This window comes from Massilia sp. Leaf139 (assembly GCF_001424165.1).
GTDB lineage: Bacteria > Pseudomonadota > Gammaproteobacteria > Burkholderiales > Burkholderiaceae_D > Telluria.
The window spans coordinates 121,338-144,701 of record NZ_LMOJ01000026.1; the positions used below are offsets into that span (position 1 = coordinate 121,338).

A 23,364-nucleotide genomic window follows, 5' to 3' on the forward strand; every position below is an offset into this window, starting at 1 on the left:
TTCATTAACTTATTATCGTTTTATAGTAATATTTTAATCAACTACAATCATTATAGCGGAGACTCCATGCGTACCTGGCTGCTGGCGGCAAGTCTGACCTCATGTGTGGTGCTGGCCGGATGCGCGCAGGTGCGCGTCACCGAGCGCCAGTTCTTTCGGCCCGATGCGCCGGGTGCCGTCAAGGAGCGCCTGGCCAACCCGGCCGTGCGCGCGCTGGCGGTGCCCGGCCAGGACGGCACGATGCTGAACGGCGTCCTGCTCGAGCAGCCCGGCGCGCACAACACCGTGCTCTACTTCGGCGGCAACATGTTCCATCTCGACCGCCACGGCGACCAGCTCCTGGCCATGCTGGCCCCCTGCGGCAGCAACCTGGCCGTGTTCGACTACCGCGGCTATGGGCGCAATGGCGGCAAGCCCAGCGTCGAGCACCTGCGTACCGACGCGCTGGCCCTGTTCGACGCCGTCAACGCGCGCCATCCCGGCCGCGTCGTCGTGCACGGCCAGTCGTTGGGCAGCTTCATGGCGGCCTATGTCGCGGCCATGCGGCCGGTGCTGGGGACGGTGCTGGAAACCACCGCCACCAGCGCCGAAGACCTGGTCGCCTCGAACATTCCCTGGTACGCCCGGCCTTTCGTGCGCATCGACCTGGAAGCCTCGCTGCGCCAGGTCGACAACCGGGTTGCCGCCGCCCGCTTCCAGGCCGCGAGCCTGGTCATCGTGGCCGGCCAGGACAAGATGACGCCGCCGCGCCTGGGCAAGCAGGTATTCCACGCCATCCCGCGCTCCGACAAGCAGTTGCTCCTGCTGGAGCAGGCCGGCCACAACGACGCCCTGCGCACGGACGCCGCGCGCAATGCCTACTGCGGCTTCGTGCGCGGACGTCAGCCATAAAAAACTGCTGCTCAACCATACCAGTTGCTAGCCAGCGCCGGCAGCACCTTCCCATAGCAGAAAAGACGCGCGGAAGGCGCCGCCAAGCGGGGCCCGCACGATAAAAACAATACCAATTAAATACCTGTTGACAGGCTCAACCCGCTTCCCTATAGTGCCCTGACCTCCCCCGGCACTCATATTTCCCATGATCGAATACCTCATCGGCGTCGATGGCGGCGGCACCGGCACCCGTGTGCGCCTGGCCGATCCCAACGGCGCCGAACTGGCGCAAGCATCCGGCGGCCCCTCCGGCCTCTCCCACGGCATCGACAAGGCCTGGGTCACCATTCTGGCCGCCATCGGCGAAGCCTGCGCCGTGGCCGACATCGGCTCCCCTCCCCTGTCCTCGATGGCGATCGGGCTGGGCCTGGCTGGCGTGCACAACAAGGACTGGGCGGCGCAATTCGTCGCCGCCGATCCGGGTTTCGCCGCACTCGTGCTCGACACCGACGGCTTCAGCACCCTGATGGGCGCCCATGGCGGCCAGCCAGGCGCGATCGTCGCGATCGGCACCGGCAGCGTCGGCGAAGCGATGCGGCTCGACGGCGCCAAGGTCGAAGTCGGCGGCTGGGGATTCCCGGCGGGCGACGAGGCGAGCGGCGCCTGGATGGGCCTGCGCGCGCTGAATCACATCGAACAGGTACTCGACGGCCGCGTGGCCGACGGGCCGCTGGCGCGCGACGTGATCGCGGCCTGCGGCGGCAACCGCGACGCGGTGCAGATCTGGCTCGGGCGCGCCAACCAGACCGCGTATGCGGGCCTCGCGCGCTTCGTCGTCCAGCATGGCGACACCGACCCGGTCGCGCGCGCCATCCTCGAACACGCCGGCCGCGAAGTGGCCAGCATCGCCGACGCGCTCGACCCGGGCCACACGCTGCCGCTGGCCTTGTGCGGGGGCCTGGGCGAAGTGCTGCTGGCCTGGCTGCCGCCCGACACCCGCGCACGCTGCCTGCCGCCGCAGGGCGATTCCGCGCGCGGCGCCCTGCTCATGATCGAACGCCACCTGGAGCGCACCCGATGAAAGGCAATATTCTCACGCCCGATGGCTGGATCCACGGCGAACTGCACTTTGGTGCGCGCATCGAGGCCATCGACGGCCAGCCGGCCGATCCCGAGGCCAACGGCGACGTCTTCATCCTGCCCGGCTTCATCGACGTCCACGTGCACGGCGGCGCCGGGCGCGACATGATGGAAGGCGGCGACGCGCCCCACGTGATCGCTGCCCTGCACGCCAAGCACGGCACCACCAGCCTGCTGGCCACGACCATGACGGCGCCCCCGGAAGACATCGAACGGGCATTGACTGCCATCGGCGCGGCCTGCAAGGAGCGCGGCCGCAATGAAGCGCGTATCCTCGGCGTGCACCTGGAAGGCCCCTACATCAACGCCGCCAAGCTGGGCGCCCAGCCGCCCTTCGCCAAGGAAGCGACGCTGGCCGAGATCGAAGCCTATGAGGCCCTGGCGCCGATGCGCGTGATCACGGTCGCGCCCGAGATCCACGGCCACCTGGAACTGGTGCGCCTGCTGGCCGACCAGGGCGTGCGCGTGCAGATCGGCCACACCAGCGGCTCCTACGAAGACGGCGTGGCCGCGCTCGCGCATGGCGCGGCCGGCTTCACCCACCTGTTCAATGCCATGCCGGGCCTGCACCACCGCGAGCCGGGCATGGTGGGCGCAGCGCTGGCGCATGCGCAGTACGCCGAGATCATTCCGGATCTGCTGCACGTGCATCCGGGCGCGATCAAGGTCGCCTTGCGTTCGATTCCCCACCTGTTCTGCGTGACCGATTCCACGGCGGCCGCCGGCATGCCCGACGGCGAATACATGCTGGGACGCCAGGTCGTCCACAAATGCATGGGCGGCGTGCGCCTGGCCGACGGCACCCTGGCCGGCTCGACCCTCACCATGGACGGCGCGCTGCGCAACCTGGTCAAGATCGGCCTGCCGCTGGCGGAAGCTTCGCGCCGCGTCTCGACCAATGCCGCCGACTACCTCGGCGAAACGCAGCGCGGCCGCCTCGCGCCCGGCTGCCATGCCGACTTCGTCGTGCTCGACCGCGACCTCAACATCAACGCCGTGTATATCGAAGGAGAAGCGCTGTGACCGCCCCCGAAACCTCACTCATGCTGCAGGAAGCCATGTCCGCCGGCGACTGCGTGGCCCTGCAACTATCGCAGGACGGCGAGCGCTATGCCGAACTGGGACGCACCCTGCGTTCGACGCACTTCCACAGCGCCGTCACGGTGGCGCGCGGCAGCTCGGATCACGCTTCCAGCTATGTCGCCTACCTGATCATGTCGCGCATGGGACGCCTGGTCACCTCGCTGCCGATGTCGCTCGTCACGCTCTATAAGTCGCCGCTGGCGACGGCGGACACCCTGGCGATCTCGATCTCGCAATCGGGCCAGAGTCCGGACGTGGTCGAGCCGATCAAGTATTTCCGCGACGGCGGCGCCACCACGGTGGCGCTGGTGAACGACGCCGACTCGCCCCTGGCCCAGACCGCCGCCTGGACGATGCCCCTGCATGCCGGCAAAGAGCAGAGCGTGGCCGCGACCAAGAGTTTCATCACGAGCCTGGTCGCCGGCGCGCGCCTGGTGGCCGAATGGCAGGACGACGCCGAACTGCGCGCGGGCCTGGCCGCCCTGCCGGATGCCCTGCGCGCCGCATCCCAGGTGGACTGGTCGGCGGCCATTGAGGTGCTGGCGCCGGCGCGCAACATCATGGTGGTCGGTCGCGGCATCAGCTTCCCGGTCGCGCTGGAAGCGGCCCTGAAATTCAAGGAAACCTCGGCCCTGCAGGCCGAAGCCTTTTCCGGCGCCGAGATCAAGCACGGCCCGATGGCGCTGATCGAGGACGGCTACCCGCTGCTGATCTTCGCCACCCGCGGCCCGGCGCAGGCCGGCCTGGTGGCCCTGGCCGCGGAGATGCGCGGACGCGGCGCGCGCGTGCTGCTGGCCGCGCCCGAGGACATCGCCGAGCGCGACCTGATTCTGCCCGTCGCGGCCACGCCCGACCTCGACCCGATCGTCGCGATCCAGGCCTTCTATGTGATGGCCGCCCGCCTGTCCAAGGCGCGCGGCATGGATCCGGATCGCCCGCGCCACCTGAGCAAAGTCACGAAGACCAACTAAGGCAACCAAGCAAACCAAGAAGATGCAGACTACCGACGAACTGAGGAAACTGGCCGGACAGCTGATCATGGTGCGCCTGTTCGGCACCGAACTGGACGCCGAGACCGCCGCCTTCCTGGCCCGGAACCGGGTGCGCGGCGCGTGCCTGTTCCGCCAGAACATGGTCGACGCAAGCCAGCTGACGCGCTTCACTGCCGGCCTGCGCGAAGTGATGGGCGGCGAAGCCCTGATCGCGCTGGATCAGGAAGGCGGCGCCGTGGTGCGCTCGACCTGGGTGCCGGCGCCGCCTTCGGCGATGGCGCTCGGCGCCGCGGACGATCCGATTCTTGCGCGCGAAGTCGGCGCCGCCGTGGCGCGCGCGGTGCGTTCGCTCGGCTTCAACTGGAACTTCGCACCGGTGCTGGACTTGAACAACAACCCGCACAACCCCGTCATCGCCGAACGCTCCTTCGGCGCCGACCCGGCCACGGCGACGCGCATTGCGCTGGCCTGGATGGAAGGCAGCGAATCCGAGGGCGTGGCCTGCTGCGTCAAGCACTTCCCCGGGCACGGCGACACCCACGTCGACTCGCACCGCGACCTGCCGACCGTCGACAAACCCCTGGCAGAACTGGAGCGCTTCGAATTCGCGCCGTTCCGGATGGCGGCGCCCTTCGCTCCCGCCATGATGACCGCCCACATCGTCTATCCGGCGCTCGACCCCGACTACCCAGCCACCATGTCGCGCCGCATCCTGAACGGCATCCTGCGCGAGCAGTGGAATTACGGCGGCGTGATCATCACCGACGGCATGGACATGCACGCGATCGCGCACCGCTACGGCGCCGGCCAGGCCGCCGTGCGCGCCCTGGTCGCGGGCGCCGACATGGTGATGGCGATCGGTTCGCGCGAGACCCAGGAAGAAACGATCGCGGCGATCGCCGCCGCCATCGCCGCGGGCGAACTGCCGCTGGCCGAGGTCGAGGCGCGCCTGGCGCGTCTGAAGCAGCTCGCGGACGCGCACCCGGCCGGCGGCGCGGCGCGGCCCCGTGCCGGCGTCGCCGCGGCCTCAGGCTGCGAAGTCGCGGTGAGCGCGGCACCCGGCGCCGACGAAGCCCCGATCTACAGCACCGACGACGCCGACCGCGCCCTGATGGCGCGCGCCTGGGCGCGCGGCCTGAGCAGCCGCGGCGCCGTGCGCCGTCCGCCGCAGGGTGCGCGCCTGCGCCTGGTGGCGCGCCAGGACGTGGTCAGCGACGGCGTCTCGGAAGCGGGCGTGCCGGCGGCCACCATTGCCGCCTCCCTCGCGCAGCGCTACGACGTCGAGCTGATGACCTTCGCCGATGCCGACAGCTTCGACTGGAACGCGCTGCCGCAGGACGGCCGCTTCACGATCCTCGCCTCGACCTCGCGCCGCCGCTACGGCGCCCACGTACGCGCCACCTGGCGCCCCGACTTGCACCTGGCCCTGTGGAACCCCTACCAGGCGCTCGACGTCGAGGCCCCGGCCCTGATGACCTATGGCTTCGCGGCACCGGCCCTGGCCGCCGTCAACGCCTGGCTGGCGGGCGAGATCGAGGCCACTGGCCATTGCCCGGTGCCGGGCTTCTAGACACCTGTCTCGGCATTGCGTTTCCGTGAATCAAACACGGTAACGCAATGTAACGCCGGCCCCGGCGCGCCCTCGCCTGCGGCACAATTGCGCCGCAGGGTTCCAGGCGTTTTATGGGACAATGTACGTTTGCCCAAGCTTGGCAAAATCACCATCTTGCCGCGGATTTGTACCGCTCATCTTTTTAGAAGGATCATTCATGTCCCAACTCCGCCTTGCTCGCCTGTGCCTGCTGCTGGCTGCCGTCGGCCTGAACAGCGCACCCGCCCTGATGACGAGCGCCCACGCCCAGAAGGAAGCTGCGCCTGCGGCCGCGCCGGCCAATACCGTGCGCCCCGAGCTGGCCAAGCTGCTCGATTCGAACGCGCTGCAGCAGCTGATCGCCGCCAAGAACGCGGCTGAGGTGCAGAACCGCATCACCCAGGCCGAAGCGATCGCCAACCGCACGCCTTACGAGAACTACATTCTCAACCGCATCAAGATGGCGCATGCCTCGATGACGGGCAACAACCAGGGCATCCTGACCGCGGGCGAGGCCGTCATCAGTTCCGGTTTCGAGCCGAAGGATTCGCAGGCGCGTCTGATCCTGGCGATGGGCAACATCCAGTTCAACGCCAAGAACTACGCGGCCGCCACCGAGCAGCTCAAGCGCTATGAAGCGACGGGCGGCGACATGAGCGAAGCCGGCCCGCTGCTGGCGCGCTCGCTGTACCTGAACAAGGACTACGCCGGCGCCAAGACCTACCTGCAGCGCTCGATCGAGCAGACCGAAAAGGCCGGCAAGACGCCGTCGCTGGAAGACCTGAAGCTGATGCTGAGCGCCGTCCACGAGAGCAAGGACACGGCCGGCTACGAGAGCACGGTGCACAAGCTGGTGCGTTACTACCCGAGCGACGAATACTGGAACGAACTGATCCGTGTGAGCGTGATCCGCAAGCCGGGCTTCAGCCAGGACAACTACCTGCCGCTGCTGCGCCTGCAGTTCGCCGCCACCAAGACGCTGCGCGAAGAGGACTACATCGACCTGGCCGAAAGCGCCCTGCGCGACGGCTTCCCGACCGAAGCGAAGAACGCGCTCGACGCCGGCTATGCCGCGGGCGTGCTGGGCAAGGGCGCCAACGCCAAGGCCCACAACGCGCTGCGCGCCCGTGCCGACAAGGGCGCGGCCGACGACGCCAAGAACATCGCCGCGGGCGAAGCCTCTGCCGCCAAGGCCAAGAGCGGCGCCGGCCTGGTCAACCTCGGCTGGGCCTACTCGACCATGGGCCAGCACGACAAGGGCATCGGCTTCATCCAGCAAGGCATCGCCAAGGGCGGCCTGAAGCAGCCCGACGAAGCCAAGCTGCGCCTGGGCGCCGCGCAAGCCAAGGCCGGCCGCAAGGACGACGCGATCAAGACCTTCGAGAGCGTCAAGGCCGGCGGCGGCCTGTCGGATGTGGCCCGCGTCTGGGTCATGTCGCTCCAGCAGCCGGCGGCGGGCGCGGCCCCTGCGGCCACCGCGGCCACGGCCGCGCCGGCAACCGGCGCCGTGACCACGGCGGCGCAGCCAGCGGTCAAGTAAGCTCCGGCTTCTGTAAAAGCAAGAGCGGGCGGACGCGAATGGCGTCGCCCGCTTTTTTATTGCCGCGACCGTTCGGCAGCGAACAGCGGCGCCGGCGCGCTTTGCCGATAATCGGCCTTCATCACAGGAGGTTGCATGGTATCGGTACGCACGGGGCAAGCGCCGCCAAAGCTGGAACGCGAGGAGTTCCGCCGCAAATTCATGGACGGTTTCTTCGACCCGGCCTACGCGCAGGTGTCGAGCGAACTGGCGGCAGTCGAGGAAGTGGCCTGGCAGGCCTACCTGGACAAGCGCAAGGCGCCACGCACGGTGAAAGCGGGCCCCGGCTTCGCCGATCCCGACTACGACCTGTCGATCGAATGGAAGGAAGCGCACGAGCGCCTGCTGGCGGCCGAACTGCACCAGAAGAACCCGGCCACGCCCAGCCGCATCCTCCTGATCAACGCCTCCGCGCGCAACGACGGCAGCTGCCCTGGCGAAATGTCGAAGTCCTGGCGCCTGACAAAGATCGCGCGCGACACGCTGGCCGCGGCCGGCATCGAGACCGACCTGCTCGACCTGTCGCGCCTGACCTCCGACTACGACCGCCACATCCATCCCTGTAAGGCCTGCGCCTCGACCGCCATGCCGCTGTGCCACTGGCCGTGCAGCTGCTACCCGAACCATGCCGAACGCCAGACCGGCGACTGGATGAACGAGATCTACGAGCGCTGGGTGGCCGCGCACGGAATCCTCATCCTGACCCCGGTCTACTGGTACCAGACCCCCTCCACCTTGAAACTCATGATCGACCGCCTGGTCTGCGCCGACGGCGGCAATGCCGACCCGAGTTCGACCCACGGCAAGGACGCGCATAAAGCCAAGGAGATGGAACTGGCCGGCTGGGACTACCCGAAGCACCTGGCCGGGCGCGCCTTCGGCGTCGTCGTGCATGGCGACGTGGCCGGGATCGAAGGCACGCGCCGCTCGCTGACGGACTGGCTGAACTGGATGGGACTGGTCGACGCGGGCAGCTTCGGCACCCTCGACCGCTTCATCGGCTATTACGAGTCGTATGCCGAGAGCCACGAGACGCTCGACCGGGATACCGATGTGCAGGAAGAAGTGCGCAACGTGGCGCGCGCCGTGGCCATGACGGTGGCCGATCTGCGCGCCGGCCGCGTGGTGCCGCCGTCGGCGAAGCTGAAGACGCCGCGGCCGAAATAGAAATAATGTAGGGTGGGCACTCCGTGCCCACGCGGAACTGCATGTGCATGTCGAAATGTGACGCCTGGCTGCGTGGTCTGGTATTCGCACGCTTTGCGGGTGGCACCGGTATAACCGCGTGGGCTCAGAGAGCCCGGTGAAACCGTGATCGATGCCATTGGCATCGATCACCCCTACAAATCAAATAGCGGTCAAGCCACCGTCCACCGACAACTCATGCCCGGTCACGAACGAGGATTGATCGGAGCACAGCCACAGCACCGCATTCGCAATCTCCGCCGGTTCCGCGAAGCGTCCCATCGGGTGTGCGGCGCGCAGTTTCTTTTCCAGGCTCGGCTCGCGCGTGAAGGCGCGCGCCAGCATCGGCGTGCGCACGGCGCCGGCGCACAGCGCGTTGATACGGATGCCCTCTTTCGCATGTTCGAGCGCCGCGCTCTTGGTGAGGCCGGCGAGCGCGTGCTTGCTGGCGGCATAGACCGACTGGCCGGGCGCGCCGACCGTGCCGAAGGCCGAGGACAGGTTGACGATGGCCCCGCTGCCCTGCTTGCCCATCTGGCGCAGCTGGTATTTCATCGACAGCCAGACGCCCTTGACGTTGACGTCCATGATGCGGTCGTAGGCGGCTTCCTCGCACTCGGCCAGGCGCGCGCCCTCCTCGAACAGCCCGGCGCTGTTGACGGCGCAGTCCAGGCGGCCGTAGTGGTGCACCGTCTTGTCGACCATCGTCGCCACCTCGGCCGCGCGCGTCACGTTGACCGGCACGAACAGCGCCTTGCCGCCGTTCTCGACGATCATCGCGGCCGTCGAATGGCCGCCGTCGACGGCGACGTCGGCCACCACCACCGCCGCGCCGGCGCGCCCGAAGGCGAGCGCCACCGCGCGACCGATGCCGCTGGCGGCGCCCGTCACCAGCACGACCTTGCCGGCGAAGCCGATGCCGGCCTGCTGTTGTTCCTGCTCTCTCCTGCCCTTCATGAACCGGCCCACCGTTAGATAATTCCAAAGAGCAACATTCTAACGTCCCGGGCCAGGTTTACCAAGTCATGGCGCTGCGCCGGGTTTCACCGCGGCCTTGTCCTGGTCGCCCGCCATCACCACCGACAGTTTGGCCGGATCGATCGCCTTGCGGAAGGCGGCGTTCAGCTGCGGCAGCGTGACGGCCATCAGCTTGGCCTCGAACTGGCGCGACCACTCGTAGGTGCGGTCGCGGTAGAGGTAGGACGTCCAGCCCGCGGCCAGCGCGCCGTCGTCGGCGCGGGTCTGCAGGCGCTGCTGCATCAGGCCGGACTTGGCGCCGGCCAGTTCGGCCGCCGTGAAGCCGTCCTTCACCGCGCGCGCCAGTTCGGCGCGGATCGCGCCGTCCAGGCGCTGCAGGTTCTGCGGCGCGGCGATGGCGCTGATGCCGAAGGCGCCGGCCCGATCCAGGTCGCCCGCTTCGAGCTGCGAGCCGCCGCCGTAGGACAGGCCGTCCTTCTGGCGGATGCGATCCATCAGGCGCGAGCGCAGGCCGCCCTCGCCGAAGATGTAATTGGCCAGCATCAGGGCCGGATAATCGGCGTCGTCGATGTTCAGGTCGAGATTCAGGCGCGCGGTATAGAAGCCGTTCTCCTTGTCGGGCGTGTTCAGCGTGGTCTTCAGGGGCGCGATCTCGGCGTGGCGGCGCAGCACCGGCGCCACGTTGGCCGGGGCTTTCCACGCGCCGAACAGCTCGTCGACCAGGGGCACGATGGCTTGCGCGTCGAAGTCGCCGACGATCGCCATCTCGGCCGGCACGCTGCCGTAGAACTCGCGGTGGAAGGCGCGCAGCTCGTCCAGGCGCGCCGCGTTCAGTTCGGCCAGGTCGTCGTCGAAACTGTTCGCGTGGCGCACGTCGCCCTTCGGGTACAGGTCGAAATGGCGTGCCAGCGCGCGCGCCGCCACCGCCTGCGGTTCGGCGCGGCTGGCTTCCAGCGCGACCAGCGACTGGCGCCGCAACTGCTCGAATTCGGCCGCCGGGAAGGCCGGCTCCTTCAGCACGTGCGCCATCAGGCGCAGGGCCTCGGGCAGGTGCTCGCGCGTGGTCTGGAAGTGGGTCGGGCCGCCGGCGATTTTCAGGCGGTCGAATTCGTCCGAGAGCTGCTCGCGCGTGTAGCGGCTGGTGCCGCGCATCAGCATGGCGCCGGTCAGTTCGGGCACGGCGCCCTTGCCGAACAGGTTCTTCTCGTCGCCGATGTGCTGGCGCAGATTGACCGTCACCGCCTCGCCGCGGTTCTTTTTCGGCAGCAGCGCCAGCTTCACGCCGCGCGCGGTCGTCAGCTGGGTGCGCTTCATGATGTTGTCCTGGGTCGGCTCGAAATCCTCCGAGACCAGGGTCGAACTGGTGGCCTTGAAATCCTTCAGTATGCTCTCGACGCTGGGCGCCGGCGGAATGGTGGCGCGCTGCGGCGCATCCTCGGGCAGGAAGACGCCGGTGACGCGGTTGTCGCGCCGGAAGTAGCGCTTGGCGACGCTTGCCACCTCTTCGGCCGTGATGGTCTTGATGCGCTCGCGTCCCGTGAAGAACAGGCGCCAGTCGCCCAGCGCGATGGTCTCCGACAGCGCCACGCCGACCCGCTGCGGATCGTTCAGGCTGCGCTCCATCTCGTTCTCGTACATGCGGCGGATGCGCGCCATTTCCTCTTTCGTCGGCGGTGCGGCGCCGAAGCTTTCGACCGCCTCGGTCAGCGCGGCGCGCACCGGTTCGAGCGGCTCGCCCTTCTTGAGCACCGCGCCCACGTATTGCAGGCCAGGCGCGTAGCCGGTCTCGCCGAAGGTGAACACCTGGCTGGCCTTGCCGGTTTCGACCAGTCCCTTGTGCAGGCGTCCGGTCGGCACGTCGCCCAGGATGGCGGAGGCGAAGGCCATCACGTCGCTGTCGTCGTGCAGGCTCGACGGCACCTTATAGCCGAGCATGACGATCTGGACGTCGCCCTGGCGCCGCACGGCGAAACTGCGTTCGCCGTCCTGGGTCGGCTCGACCGTCCAGAAGGCGGGAAGTTGGCGCCTGGGCTTCGGGATGGCGCCGAATTGGCGCGCGATCTTGGCGAGCGTGGCGTTCGCGTCGAACTTGCCGGCGACGAGCAACACCGCGTTGTCGGGCTGGTAGTAGGTGCGGTAGAAGGCCTGCAGGTTCGCCAGGCGCACGTTCTCGATGTCGCTGCGGTTGCCGATCGTCGAGCGCCCGTAGCTGTGCCAGTCGTAGGCCACGCTCTGCATGCGCTTGACCAGCACGCCGGAGGGCGAATTCTCGCCGCTTTCGAATTCGTTGCGCACGACCGTCATTTCGGAATCGAGATCCTTCTGTGCGATGAAGGAACCAGTCATGCGGTCGGCTTCCATCTGCAGCGCCCAGTCCAGGTTCTCCTGCGAGGCCTGGAAGACTTCGTAGTAATTGGTGCGGTCGAGCGAGGTGGTGCCGTTGAAATCCATGCCGCGGTCGGCGAACTGGCGCGTGATGTCGGGGTTCTTCTTCGAACCCTTGAACAGCAGGTGTTCCAGCAGGTGCGCCATGCCGGTCTCGCCATAATTCTCGTGGCGCGAGCCGACCAGGTAGGTGACGTTGACGGTGACCGTGGGCCGCGAGTTGTCCGGGAACAGCAGCACTTTCAGGCCATTCGCGAGCCGGTATTCGGTGATGCCCTCGACCGAAGCGCCGAGGGTGACGCCTTTCGGCAGCGCCGCCTTGGGCGCGGCCAGGACGGCGCCTGGGGCGAGGAAGGTACAGGCGGCAAAGGCGCCCGCGATCAGGTGCGCAGGGAGGCCGCGCTGGCTTCCCGGCAAAGTACGCGTCAAATTCATGTCATCCCGTCGGTTACGTGCGCCGCCTGCTGCGGCGCGCCAGCGGCGATGGTAACAGATGGTTGCGCGGAATGATGCCGCCACGCACTAACTTGGTGCATGGCGGGCGAGCTGACCAATGGCGGGTACGGGCTTAGAGCGCCTAACAAAACCGTCAGGGCAAGGCGCAGCGCCGAAGACAGTACGAAGGTACGACGAGGCGTTGCAACGCAGCCATGGCGGTTTTGTTAGGCGCTCTTAGTGTCTTGCGCGTTTCTCGTGGGCCTGCTGGTTGCCGCTGATCCTCGACAGGTCGCCCATTTCCTCGGCCAGGAATTCGAGCAGCGGTTTGATCACGTCAGCAGCGCTGACGATGCCGGCCAGCGCGCCGTTGCGGTTGACCACCGGCACCCGGCGGATGCCGCGCAGGCGCATATGCTCGATGGTCTGGTAGACGTCGTCTTCTTCGCCGCAGGTCAGCAGGTCGTCGCTCATGATGTCGCCCACCTGCAGGCTGGCGGGGTCGAGTCCGAGGGCGACGACCGAGACCACGATGTCGCGGTCGGTGAGGATCCCGACCGGAATGGCCTCGCCATCGTTGCCGTCGACCACGACCAGGTCGCCCACATGGTGTTGTCGCATCAAGAGCGCGGCGCCCTGGACGGTTTCGTCGCGGCTGCAGCTGATGGTTTGAACGGTGCAGATGTCGCCGATGTTCATGGTGGCCTCCCCTGGCGCTGTCGTCATCGCGGATGGACACGAGCGCGACACACGCGGCGTGCGCGTCAGTCCGTATATGACGCAAGCTAGTGAAGGAACGTGAGGCGCGTTTGATTTGTATCAAACGCTTGATCGAACTCAGGCCTTCTTATCGCCCGGCAGTTCGACGAAACAGGCGTCGACCACTTGCAAGTCGTTGTCCTTGGCGAAATTGACCACGAAGTGGTATGCCAGCGGTTCGGCCTTCTTCAGCTTGTTGTCGACGACCACGGCCTTGACGCCATTGACCATGGTCGGATGGACGTAGGGAGAGAACTGCAGGTGGGCGTGGCGGCCGCCGCTGCCTTCGGGGCGGAAGCAGGACATGACCCCGCACAGGCGCTCCGCCCAGTCGCTGGGACGGAACTGCTTGCCATTGCTGGTGAGGCCCAGGATGAAGAATTCGCCGGCGGCGCCTTCCGTCCCGGTATGCGGTAACTCGGCCATAGTGCTGCTTCGAATGCTGCGTGGAGGAGACGACGGGTATTATATCTTATAGAAGAGTTGGGCACGAGGCTTGTCTCGACAACTTTAAGATACGTGTGTCGGCGCCGCCTCAGCCCAGCCAGACCATACTCGACAGGAGTAGCAACAGGATCATCCATAGTATCAGGGCGCGCCAGACAAGTCCTACCGTGCTTTGCAGTGCGCGCAGGCTCGGCTCCTCGCCGGGCAGCACTTCGGTGTCGGCATCGCTCAGGTCGACCGTGGCGGCGTCGATCGGCAGCAGCTGGGGGGCGTTCTCGTTCGGGGTGCCCAGGCGCACGCCCATGGCGCCGCCGCCGGCGGCCAGGATGATGCCGCGCGATTCGTCGGCCCAGCGGTTGGCGAAATTGCGCCAGGCGTAGATGGCGTCCTCGAAATTGCCGACCACGGCAAAGGCGATGGCGGTCAGGCGCACCGGAATCCAGTCGATCCAGTAGAAGGCCTTGGCGGCGAACTGGCCGAAGGCTTCGTTGCGCATGTGCTCGGGTTCGTTCCAGGCGCGCGCCAGGTATTCCGACACCCGGTACAGCACGGCGCAGGCGGGCCCGGCCGGCATCAGGAACCAGAAGAACACGCCGAACACGCTGCGGTGGGTGGTGATGAGCGACTTTTCGACGGCGATGCGGGCGATCTCGCCGGCATCCATGCCGACCGTGTCGATGCGCGCCCACTCGGCCAGCAGCGTGCGCGCCGTGGCTTCGTCGCCGCTGCTCAGGGCGAGCTGGATCGAGGTGAAGTAATGGCTGTAGTGGCGGAAACCCAGCGTCAGGTAGACGATGGCGACGTTCCAGGCAAAGGCCAGGAAAACCAGGCCGAAATACTGCAGTACCCAATAGACGAGTGCGGTCGGCAATACCAGGATCGCCATCATCAGGAACCAGCCCATGCGGCCATTCTTCGGCTCGCCGGCATTGAACCAGCCTTCGATCCGCATCGCCAGGCCCTTGATGCCGCCGTAGACCTGGTTATCTGCGCGCAGCGGTTTCAGCTGCTCGATAATCAATGCGCACAGAATGGAAAAAAATGTCATGCAAGTCCTTCTTTTGTTATGGCAATACCACGCTGCCCGCTACGATAGCGCAGGTGATCGCCAGAATCAAATCAGGACTTGTAAGTATTGTTAAGCGTGCAAGAGTGAAAAAGCTTGCTACGAATACGGCGAGACGATTCAACGCCGCCATGCATCCTTGATCAGGCGCGCAGGAAGTGAAAGAGGTTGCGTAACATACCCGCCGTCGCCCCCCAAATGAAGAAACGTCCATAGGGCATTGCATAAAAACTGCGGCGCCCCTTCCCTTCCGGCAGCTCGAAGGACATGCGCTGGTGGTGCATGCCGTTCATCAGAAAGGCGAGCGGCACCTCGAAGATCTCGGCCACTTCGCCCGGATCGGCGGTCAGCTCGAAGGGCGGCCTGACCAGGGCGACGACGGGCGCGACGCGGTAGGCGCTGCCGGTAATGTAATCGGGCAGCACGCCGACGATGGAGACATGACGCCGGTGCAGGCCGATTTCTTCTTCCGATTCGCGCAAGGCCGTTTCGATCGGCGAGGAATCGAGTTCCTCGGCGCGCCCGCCGGGAAAGGCGATCTGGCCGGCGTGGCTGCTCAGGTGATCGGTGCGCAGGGTCAGCAGCACGTTCAGGCCCTCGGGCCGCTCGACGATCGGCACCAGCACGGCGGCGCGGCGCAGCTTGAAACCGTGCGTCATCCACGATTCGTCCGGCGTCTCCGGCTCCCAGCGCAGGCGCGCGCGGGCGAAGCGCGCGCGCAGGCCCTCGGCCGTCAGCAAGGCGGGATCGATGGCGGGCTCGCCGGCGATGGCGTCGACCGGCAGGCGGGATGGATCGAGATGCACCTTCACCAAAACGTTTCTCCTGGTTACGACCGGAAGCGGAAAAGAAAAAGGCATCCCGGGGGATGCCTTTTTTCTCGACAGACGCGATTACTGAGCGGCTGGAGCGGCTGCAACTTTGCGCTGTGGCAGCTTTTCTTTGATACGTGCCGACTTGCCCGAACGCTCACGCAGGTAGTACAGCTTGGCGCGACGCACGTCACCGCGGCGTTTCACTTCGATCGAAGCGATCAGCGGCGAATACAGCTGGAACGTACGCTCGACACCTTCACCCGACGAGATCTTGCGAACGATGAAGTTCGAGTTCAGGCCGCGGTTGCGACGCGAGATGACGACGCCTTCGTATGCCTGGGCGCGCTTGCGGTTGCCTTCGACGACGTTGACGCTGACGATCACGGTATCGCCTGGTGCGAAATCAGGAATGGCACGGCCGAGGCGCGCGATTTCTTCCTGCTCGAGTTGTTGAATCAGATTCATTCTTATGACTCCAAAAACCATCTTGCTGGCGCACTGAGACGCAGTCGCGTCGCCCAGTAGAGGATGGGGTTGAACGCAAAGGCAACATGCCCTTGTGTCTCGCACCGAATCGGTGCATTTTCCAGCTTACTCCGCAGGACGGAGCGTCGCCAAAAACTTTTCGTCGGCCGCTGTCAACTGGCCCGCTGCGCGGGCCTCCTCCAACAGTTCCGGCCGTTTCTGCCAGGTCGCCTCCAGCATGCGCTGGCGGCGCCATTTCGTAATCTCGGCGTGGTTCCCGCCCATCAAAACCGGCGGCACCGGCACGCCCTCGTACACATCGGGGCGGGTGTAATGCGGCGAATCGAGCAGCCCGTTGACGAAACTGTCCTCGACCGCCGAGGCATCGTCGCCCAGCACACCGGGCAACAAGCGCACGACCGCATCCATCAGGGCCATCGCCGGCAATTCGCCGCCGGAGAGCACGAAGTCGCCGAGCGAAATTTCCTCGTCGACCACGCGATCCAGCAAGCGCTGGTCGACCGCTTCGTAGCGGCCACACAGGACGACCAGGCCCGGCTCGTCCTTCAGCGCCATCGCACGTGCGTGCGTCAGCGGTTTGCCTTGCGGCGACATGAACACCACGCGCGGCGGCGGCAGACCCAATGCGGCCTGGCGCGCCTTGGCCGCATCGATTGCCGCTTCGAGGGGCTTGGCCATCATCACCATCCCGGGGCCGCCGCCATACGGGCGGTCATCCACGGTGCGGTGGCGATCGGTCGTGAAATCGCGCGGATTCCACAAGCTCAGGCCCCAGCGTTCCTGCTCGAAAGCGCGCCGGGTCACGCCCGACTGCGTCAATGCGGCAAACATCTCGGGAAACAAGCTCACGACGTCGAATTGCATCATGACCTCGCTTCAAGCGGATGGGGCTTAATAATCCAGGCCCCAGTCCAGGGTAATCTTTTTCGACTTCACGTCGACGGACTTGACGAACTGATCCACAAACGGCACGAGGCGCTCGGGCGCCTTGTCGGTTGCTGCCGGATCGCTCATGGGCTCGATGCGCAGAATCGACTGCGGACCGTTGCTCATCATGTCGATCACCTTGCCGAGGGCTTCGCCCTGCAGGTTCACGACATCCATGCCGATCAGGTCGGACCAGTAATACTCGTCTTCCTCGAGCGCGGGAAACGCGGCGCGCGACACATGCACGGCGACGCCCTTGAGCGCCTCCGCCGCGTCGCGGCCCGCCATCCCGACGAGGGTGGCGACCACGTCGCCGCCATGCATCTTCGCAGTCCGTACGGTGACGGAATGCAGGCTCGGTTTATCGAGCCACCAGGTTTTCACGTTCAGCAGCGCATCGGCGTCCGTCGAGAACGGCGTAACGCGGATGGCGCCCATGACGCCATAGGCGCCGGAGACATAGCCGACCTGGGTCAGGTCGTCCGGGGCTTGCGCCCCATTTGCAACTGCGGCAGCTGAATCCACTGAATCGGTCAAACCTGGAACCTTGCTTTAGGCTGCTGGGGTCTGCTGAGCGACCAGGCGAGCAACGGTTGGCGACAGTTGTGCGCCAACGCCTTGCCAGTAGGCCAGACGGTCAGCGGTGATACGCAGGCCCACTTCGGCGCCCGAGGCCATCGGGTTGTAGAAACCGATGCGCTCGATGAAACGGCCATCGCGGCGGTTACGCGAATCGGTTGCAACGATGTTGAAGAACGGGCGCTTCTTGGCGCCTCCACGAGCTAAACGAATAACGACCATAATATTTCCAAAAAGTTGTGCTGGACGGAGAAAGCCGACGATTATAGCGCGCAACGTCGGAGAGCGGCAAGCAATAATGATAAAACGCGGACGACGGGCGCGCAGTCCCGGCCGAATCGCGCATTATCCGCTATTTTTTACGCGACCGCTACCTCCCCCCCCACCCTGCATCCGCCGTGCCCTCCGCCTTGACGCGTTGATACATTGCATTTACATAAAAAGTAATGCTTTTGTCACGTTTATAAACGATACTTTCTGTTTTCGCGTAACACATTCGCGCCCTTTATTTCGGCTACTTCGTTCCGCTATTTCGTTCACTACTCGCTTCTGCATGGCACACAAGAACAAGACGCTCGCGACCGCGCTGGCGCTGACCCTGGGATCGCTGGGGGCGCACCGCTTCTACCTGCATGGCGGCGTCGACCGGATCGGCCTGCTGCACGTCAGCAGCCTGCCGATCGCCGGCCTCATCTTCAGCAATGCCCACACGCTGCATTCCTTTTATGCGCTGCTGCCACTGCTGGTCTCGGCCATCGCCGCCTTCATCGGCGCCCTGGTCATCGGCCTCACGCCCGACGACCAGTGGGATGCGCGCTTCAATCCCAACACGGGCACCCCGTCGCGCTCGAACTGGATCCTGGCCGTGCTGCTGGTGACTACCCTGCTGGTCGGCGCGACGGTGCTGATCGCCACCATTTCACGCCTGTTCGACCTGCTGTACACAGGCGGCGCCTACGGCTAAAGGCAGACGGCAAGCGCATCAGAGTCCGGCCGGCCAGCGGTACTTCGGCAGCACGGCGGGCGCGGCGCCGCTGACGATCACGATTTCCCTGTGCGGCACCAGCTCCAGCTGCGCCGGGTCGCCGGTATAGCGGGTCAGGCGCTCGTTCTCGATCAGGTAGAAGCGCACCGGCCCCGCCAGGCCCGCCGTCCCGTTCACGCCCAGCGGCTGGTTCCAGAGCGCGAAGAACTGGGCCAGCGTGTACTTCTTCGGCACGTCGGCCTCCATGTGCACCATGCCGATCACGTCGTGGGTATGCAATTCATAGGTGCAGCCGCTGCGGCCCACATTGTCCGGCAGCCCGAGCCGCGTTCCCTCCTTGTAGATCGAGATCAGCGAGTGCTGGTGGTAGTTGACGGTGCCGAGGCAGCCGACGCCGCTCACCGGCGCGCGGTTGGCCGGCGCCACCCAGGTGCTCCAGCCGGGCGTGTTGTTGATGGTCGCAGGGACAAGGTCGGTTGCCGTGGCGGCCAGCACGGGCTCCTGGGCGGCCGGGGGCGGCGGGCTCGGCTGGACAGGGTCGGGACTGGTGGCCACCGGCGCCGGATCGGAACCGCCGCCGCAGCCGGCCAGCACGGCCAGGGAAGCGACGAGAAGCAGGGGTAGCCGGGCGCTGCGCGCTGATATTGAAGTCATGATGGGCTCCAGGTATGGATGGGTGAAACGACTTTACGAACGCGGCCGTAATATTCCGCTTAACCTGGATCAAGCTCAGCGGCTTGGGCGCGTTTTGCGTCCGGACATGAAAAAAGCGGCCCGCAGGCCGCTTTCCAATACGCGGACGAGTCGCTCAGAACTGCTCGACGTCCAGCGCCAGCACGCCGGCACTGCCTTCGACGATCGCCGCACGCAGGCCGCCCGCACCCGACAGGATGTGGTCGGCGAAGAAGCGCGCGGTGGCGATCTTGGCGCGCAGGAAGGCCGCGTCGCCTTCACCGGCATCCAGTTTGCGCTGTGCGACCAGGGCCGCGCGCGCCATCTGCCAGCCGCCCAGCACGATGCCGGCCAGCTTCAGGTAGAGCACGGAACCGGCGAACACGCCCTTGATGTCCGACTTGACGTTGGCGACGACGAAGTCGACGACTTCTTCCAGCGCGGCCGAACCGAGTTCCAGCTGCTTGCGGATGGCCGCGAAATCGGCGCCCTGCACTTCCGCCAGCGCGGCTTGCGTTTCGCGTACCTGGGCGATGATCGACTTCGCCACCGCGCCGCCGTCGCGCACCGTCTTGCGGCCGACCAGGTCGTTCGCCTGGATCGCGGTCGTGCCTTCGTAGATCGTCAGGATCTTGGCATCGCGGTAGTGCTGGGCCGCGCCGGTCTCCTCGATGAAGCCCATGCCGCCATGCACCTGCACGCCGTCGCGGGCGACGTTCTCGCTCATTTCGGTCGACCAGCCCTTGATGACGGGCACCAGGTATTCGTAGACGGCCAGGTTGGCTTTGCGGGTGGCTTCGTCGGCATGGTAATGGGCCACGTCCGAGATGCCGGCGCCGACATAGGCCAGCGCGCGCGCGGCTTCCGTCTGGGCGCGCATCGACATCAGCATGCGGCGCACGTCCGGGTGGTTGATGATGGCCACCGGGCCGGCGGAACCCGCCAGGTCGCGCGACTGGATGCGCTCCTTGGCGAAAGCGACCGCCTGCTGGTAGGCGCGTTCGGCCAGGCCGATGCCCTGCATGCCGACGCCGAAGCGGGCCGCGTTCATCATGATGAACATGTATTCCAGGCCGCGGTTTTCTTCGCCCACCAGGGTGCCGATGGCGCCGCCGTGGTCGCCGAACTGCAGCACCGCGGTCGGGCTGGCCTTGATGCCGAGCTTGTGCTCGATCGAGACGCAGTGGGCGTCGTTGCGCGCGCCGGGCGTGCCGTCCTCGTTGATCAGGAATTTCGGCACGATGAACAGCGAGATCCCCTTCACGCCCGGCGGCGCGTCCGGCGTACGGGCCAGCACCAGGTGGATGATGTTTTCGGCCATGTCGTGCTCACCGTAGGTGATGTAGATCTTGGTGCCGAAAATCTTGTAGGTGCCGTCGCCCTCCGGCACGGCGCGGGTGCGCACGGCGGCCAGATCCGAGCCGGCCTGCGGCTCGGTGAGGTTCATGGTGCCCGTCCACTTGCCGGTGATGAGCGGCTCGAGGTACAGGGCCTTCTGCTCGTCGGAGCCTGCCGTCAGCAGCGCCTCGATGGCGCCGTCGGTCAGCAGCGCGACCAGCGCGAACGAGATCGAGGCGGCGTTGAGCATCTCGGTGCATGGGGTACCGACGAGTTTCGGCAGGCCCTGGCCGCCGAACTCCTGCGGATGCTGGATACCCTGCCAGCCGGATTCGCCGAAGGCCTGGAAGGCGACCTTGAAGCCGGCGGCGGTCGTGACCTGGCCGTCGTGCCAGAAGCTCGGCTCCTTGTCGCTCGGATGATTCAGGGGCGCGACGACTTCGCCGCAGAACTTCGCGTTCTCTTCCAGCACCGCTTCCACGGTATCGGTGGTGGCGTCTTCGCAGCCTGGCAGCTGGCTCACCTGCTGCAAACCGGCCAGTTCGTTCAGGACGAACAGCATGTCTTTGATCGGGGCTTGGTAGCTCACGATATCTCCTCAGAATTTTGGACGTAAAACAGGCCACGGCAGTCGGCATGTGCCGAACCAGCGTGGCCTGTGTGGTGCTTTTGTAGGGTGGGCGGGAAACCCGCCCACCCTACCTAAATCAACCGAGTTCCTGCACCAGCTGCGGAATCACTTCGAACAGATCGCCTACCAGGCCGTAATCCGCCACCGAGAAGATCGGCGCTTCCGGATCCTTGTTGATGGCGACGATGGTCTTCGAGTCCTTCATGCCAGCGAGGTGCTGGATCGCGCCCGAGATGCCGACGGCGATGTACAGCGATGGCGCGACGATCTTGCCGGTCTGGCCGACCTGCCAGTCGTTCGGCACGTAGCCGGCGTCGACCGCGGCGCGCGACGCGCCCATGGCGGCGCCGAGCTTGTCGGCCAGCGGTTCGAGCAGCTTGAAGTTGTCGCCCGAGCCCATGCCGCGGCCACCGGAAACGATGATCTTGGCGGCGGTCAGTTCAGGACGATCCGACTTGGCCAGCTCGCGGCCCACGAAGGACGACTTGCCGAAGTCCGCAGCGGCGGCAATCTGCTCGACGGCAGCCGAACCGCCGGTGGCGGCGGCCGCGTCGAAGCCGGTGCCGCGCACGGTGATGACCTTGACCGAATCGGTCGACTGCACGGTGGCGATCGCGTTACCGGCGTAGATCGGACGCTCGAAGGTGTCCGGGGAGTCGACCTTGGTGATTTCCGAGATCTGGGCCACGTCCAGCTTGGCGGCCACGCGCGGCAGGATGTTCTTGCCGTAGGCGGTGGCTGGCGCCAGGATGTGCGAGTAGGAACCGGCAACGGCCAGGATCTGCTCGGCCACGTTTTCGGCCAGGCCGTCGGCGAAGTACGGCGCGTCGGCGACCAGCACTTTCGAGACGCCGGCGATCTGCGCGGCGGCTTCGGCGGCGGCGCCGCAATTCGAGCCGGCGACCAGCACGTGGACGTCGCCACCGCACTGGGCGGCCGCGGTCACGGTGTGGTGGGTTGCGCCCTTCAGGGAGCCATTGTCGTGTTCAGCAATAACGAGTGCGACCATGATGTGTCCTATATTCTTTAGATGACTTTGGCTTCGGTGCGCAGCTTCTGCACCAGCGTGGCGACGTCCGGCACCTTGATGCCTGCCGAGCGCTTGGCCGGCTCGACGACCTTCAGGGTCTTCAGGCGCGGAGCGACGTCGACGCCCAGGTCTTCAGGCTTGATCGTTTCCAGCGGCTTCTTCTTGGCCTTCATGATGTTCGGCAGCGTGACGTAGCGCGGCTCGTTCAGGCGCAGGTCGGTGGTGACGATCGCCGGGAGGCTCAAGGCCACGGTTTCCAGGCCGCCGTCGACTTCGCGGGTCACGGTGACCTTTCCGTCTTCCAGCACGACTTTCGAAGCGAAGGTGGCTTGCGGCCAGCCCAGCAGGGCCGCCAGCATCTGGCCGGTCTGGTTCGAATCGTCGTCGATCGCCTGCTTGCCCAGGATGATCAGCTGCGGCTGTTCCTTGTCGGCCAGCGCCTTCATGATCTTGGCCACGGCCAGCGGCTCGGTGTCACCAGTCGTTTCGACCAGGATGCCGCGGTCGGCGCCGATGGCCATGCCGGTGCGCAGGGTTTCCTGGCACTGCGGCACGCCGACGGAGACGGCCACCACTTCGGTAACCTTGCCGGCTTCCTTCAAACGGGTCGCTTCTTCGAGCGCGATTTCGTCGAACGGGTTCATCGACATCTTGACGTTGGCGATATCTACGCCGCTGCCGTCGGACTTGACGCGGACCTTGACGTTATAGTCGACCACGCGTTTGACGGGTACCAGGACTTTCATAGGTGTGCCTTTGAAAAATTGAAGAGGTAGACTTTGGCTGAGGGCCTAGATTATAAGAGATAAACAGAATCAAGGCTGAATTAAAGCACGATCGTGCGATTTTTGGCTAGAGGGATGCTTCCAAAAATCGCGTTCGTCATGCAAAGGGAATGGGCGGGACATGACCTGCCCCGCCAAAGGCTGTGTTACCTGAGCGTTTTACTTGCGGCGCATCAGGAAAACGAACTCGCCATTGTTGTGCGAGTGGTGCAGCAGCGCGTTGCCGGTCTGCTTGGCAAAAGCCTGGAAGTCGCGCACGGAGCCGGTGTCGGTGGCCGTGATGCGCAGCACCTCGCCGGAGGCCAGTTCGGCCAGCGCCTTCTTGGCTTTCAGGATCGGCAGCGGACAGTTAAGGCCGCGCGCGTCCAGATCCTTCTGGAATTGAATCGTATCGGTATCGAGAATGGTGTCGCTCATCGCATGCCTGCTCAGGTGGTGATCCGGGGTGATACTGGTTGCATACTACTCCAATTCCCGGATTATGACGCGCCGCACCAAAATAGTCACACCTTGTTTCAATTTTGCAACCAAGTGCCTAGCGACATCACAAAGGACTTGCAAAATGGTCATCCCCGGTGCATGGACGCCAGATTGCAGTGCACA

23 protein-coding genes are annotated in these 23,364 nt (G+C 65.8%); 8 read left to right on the forward strand and 15 right to left on the reverse strand.

Annotated features, from left to right (window positions below):
* Positions 1–66: 66 nt before the first annotated feature.
* From ASF77_RS21585 to ASF77_RS21615, 7 genes are all read left to right on the forward strand, one after another.
* The gene (locus tag ASF77_RS21585) at positions 67–891 is read left to right on the forward strand and encodes an alpha/beta hydrolase (protein WP_056344572.1); all 825 of its coding nucleotides are present in this window, start codon (positions 67–69) and stop codon (positions 889–891) included.
* A 187-nt stretch (positions 892–1,078) separates the two neighbouring features.
* Positions 1,079–1,954, forward strand: a complete 876-nt coding sequence (locus ASF77_RS21590; protein WP_056344575.1) for a BadF/BadG/BcrA/BcrD ATPase family protein — start codon at positions 1,079–1,081, stop codon at positions 1,952–1,954.
* Positions 1,951–3,036 (forward strand): N-acetylglucosamine-6-phosphate deacetylase, encoded by a 1,086-nt coding sequence (nagA, locus tag ASF77_RS21595; RefSeq protein WP_056344578.1) that lies wholly within the window; start codon positions 1,951–1,953, stop codon positions 3,034–3,036. The genes ASF77_RS21590 and nagA overlap by 4 nt, the downstream gene beginning before the upstream one ends.
* 20 nt (positions 3,037–3,056) lie before the next feature.
* Positions 3,057–4,067, forward strand: coding sequence for an SIS domain-containing protein (locus ASF77_RS21600; protein ID WP_056344581.1), 1,011 nt, complete (start codon positions 3,057–3,059; stop codon positions 4,065–4,067).
* A gap of 22 nt (positions 4,068–4,089) precedes the next feature.
* Complete coding sequence (locus ASF77_RS21605) at positions 4,090–5,658, forward strand: glycoside hydrolase family 3 protein (RefSeq protein ID WP_056344584.1); 1,569 nt, start codon at positions 4,090–4,092, stop codon at positions 5,656–5,658.
* 199 nt (positions 5,659–5,857) lie between these two features.
* Positions 5,858–7,219, forward strand: coding sequence for a tetratricopeptide repeat protein (locus ASF77_RS21610; protein ID WP_056344587.1), 1,362 nt, complete (start codon positions 5,858–5,860; stop codon positions 7,217–7,219).
* Between the two features lie 135 nt (positions 7,220–7,354).
* Positions 7,355–8,425, forward strand: a complete 1,071-nt coding sequence (locus tag ASF77_RS21615; RefSeq protein ID WP_056344591.1) for a flavodoxin family protein — start codon at positions 7,355–7,357, stop codon at positions 8,423–8,425.
* A 180-nt stretch (positions 8,426–8,605) separates the two neighbouring features.
* Here the strand turns inward: ASF77_RS21615 and ASF77_RS21620 are convergent, their stop codons facing one another.
* The 10 genes from ASF77_RS21620 to rpsP form a co-directional block, all read right to left on the reverse strand.
* Positions 8,606–9,400: an SDR family oxidoreductase gene (locus ASF77_RS21620; protein WP_056344603.1), complete on the reverse strand. Its 795-nt coding sequence runs from the start codon at positions 9,398–9,400 to the stop codon at positions 8,606–8,608.
* A 66-nt stretch (positions 9,401–9,466) separates the two neighbouring features.
* Positions 9,467–12,241: a pitrilysin family protein gene (locus tag ASF77_RS21625; protein ID WP_056344608.1), complete on the reverse strand. Its 2,775-nt coding sequence runs from the start codon at positions 12,239–12,241 to the stop codon at positions 9,467–9,469.
* A 237-nt stretch (positions 12,242–12,478) separates the two neighbouring features.
* A complete protein-coding gene (locus ASF77_RS21630; protein WP_056344611.1) occupies positions 12,479–12,940 on the reverse strand; it encodes a CBS domain-containing protein in 462 nt (153 codons plus the stop codon).
* Between the two features lie 138 nt (positions 12,941–13,078).
* Positions 13,079–13,426 (reverse strand): DUF3579 domain-containing protein, encoded by a 348-nt coding sequence (locus ASF77_RS21635; protein ID WP_056344614.1) that lies wholly within the window; start codon positions 13,424–13,426, stop codon positions 13,079–13,081.
* A 109-nt stretch (positions 13,427–13,535) separates the two neighbouring features.
* On the reverse strand, positions 13,536–14,495 hold the full coding sequence (locus ASF77_RS21640; protein ID WP_056344617.1) for a CobD/CbiB family protein: 960 nt from the start codon (positions 14,493–14,495) through the stop codon (positions 13,536–13,538).
* A 161-nt stretch (positions 14,496–14,656) separates the two neighbouring features.
* Entirely contained in the window at positions 14,657–15,328 is a 672-nt protein-coding gene (locus tag ASF77_RS21645) for a CoA pyrophosphatase (protein WP_056344620.1), read from the reverse strand.
* A 78-nt stretch (positions 15,329–15,406) separates the two neighbouring features.
* Complete coding sequence (gene rplS / locus ASF77_RS21650; protein WP_056344623.1) at positions 15,407–15,793, reverse strand: 50S ribosomal protein L19; 387 nt, start codon at positions 15,791–15,793, stop codon at positions 15,407–15,409.
* Positions 15,794–15,919: 126 nt separating this feature from the next.
* Positions 15,920–16,678, reverse strand: coding sequence for a tRNA (guanosine(37)-N1)-methyltransferase TrmD (gene trmD / locus ASF77_RS21655; RefSeq protein ID WP_056344879.1), 759 nt, complete (start codon positions 16,676–16,678; stop codon positions 15,920–15,922).
* A 27-nt stretch (positions 16,679–16,705) separates the two neighbouring features.
* Complete coding sequence (rimM, locus tag ASF77_RS21660; protein ID WP_056344882.1) at positions 16,706–17,266, reverse strand: ribosome maturation factor RimM; 561 nt, start codon at positions 17,264–17,266, stop codon at positions 16,706–16,708.
* 27 nt (positions 17,267–17,293) lie between these two features.
* The gene (gene rpsP / locus ASF77_RS21665; RefSeq protein WP_056344626.1) at positions 17,294–17,542 is read right to left on the reverse strand and encodes a 30S ribosomal protein S16; all 249 of its coding nucleotides are present in this window, start codon (positions 17,540–17,542) and stop codon (positions 17,294–17,296) included.
* A 331-nt stretch (positions 17,543–17,873) separates the two neighbouring features.
* Here rpsP and ASF77_RS21670 point away from each other — a divergent pair, with 331 nt between their 5' ends.
* The gene (locus ASF77_RS21670) at positions 17,874–18,284 is read left to right on the forward strand and encodes an NINE protein (RefSeq protein WP_056344631.1); all 411 of its coding nucleotides are present in this window, start codon (positions 17,874–17,876) and stop codon (positions 18,282–18,284) included.
* Between the two features lie 18 nt (positions 18,285–18,302).
* On the opposite strand, the gene ASF77_RS21675 is transcribed toward ASF77_RS21670, so the two are convergent.
* The 5 genes from ASF77_RS21675 to ASF77_RS21695 form a co-directional block, all read right to left on the reverse strand.
* Positions 18,303–18,959 carry a hypothetical protein gene (locus ASF77_RS21675; protein ID WP_156648976.1) on the reverse strand — a complete coding sequence of 219 codons (657 nt, stop codon included), beginning with the start codon at positions 18,957–18,959 and terminating at the stop codon, positions 18,303–18,305.
* Between the two features lie 154 nt (positions 18,960–19,113).
* The gene (locus tag ASF77_RS21680) at positions 19,114–20,904 is read right to left on the reverse strand and encodes an acyl-CoA dehydrogenase (protein WP_056344637.1); all 1,791 of its coding nucleotides are present in this window, start codon (positions 20,902–20,904) and stop codon (positions 19,114–19,116) included.
* Between the two features lie 118 nt (positions 20,905–21,022).
* Positions 21,023–21,955 (reverse strand): electron transfer flavoprotein subunit alpha/FixB family protein, encoded by a 933-nt coding sequence (locus ASF77_RS21685; protein ID WP_056344640.1) that lies wholly within the window; start codon positions 21,953–21,955, stop codon positions 21,023–21,025.
* 17 nt (positions 21,956–21,972) lie between these two features.
* Positions 21,973–22,722, reverse strand: coding sequence for an electron transfer flavoprotein subunit beta/FixA family protein (locus ASF77_RS21690; RefSeq protein ID WP_056344645.1), 750 nt, complete (start codon positions 22,720–22,722; stop codon positions 21,973–21,975).
* A gap of 198 nt (positions 22,723–22,920) precedes the next feature.
* Complete coding sequence (locus ASF77_RS21695; RefSeq protein WP_056344648.1) at positions 22,921–23,178, reverse strand: sulfurtransferase TusA family protein; 258 nt, start codon at positions 23,176–23,178, stop codon at positions 22,921–22,923.
* Positions 23,179–23,364: the final 186 nt, after the last annotated feature.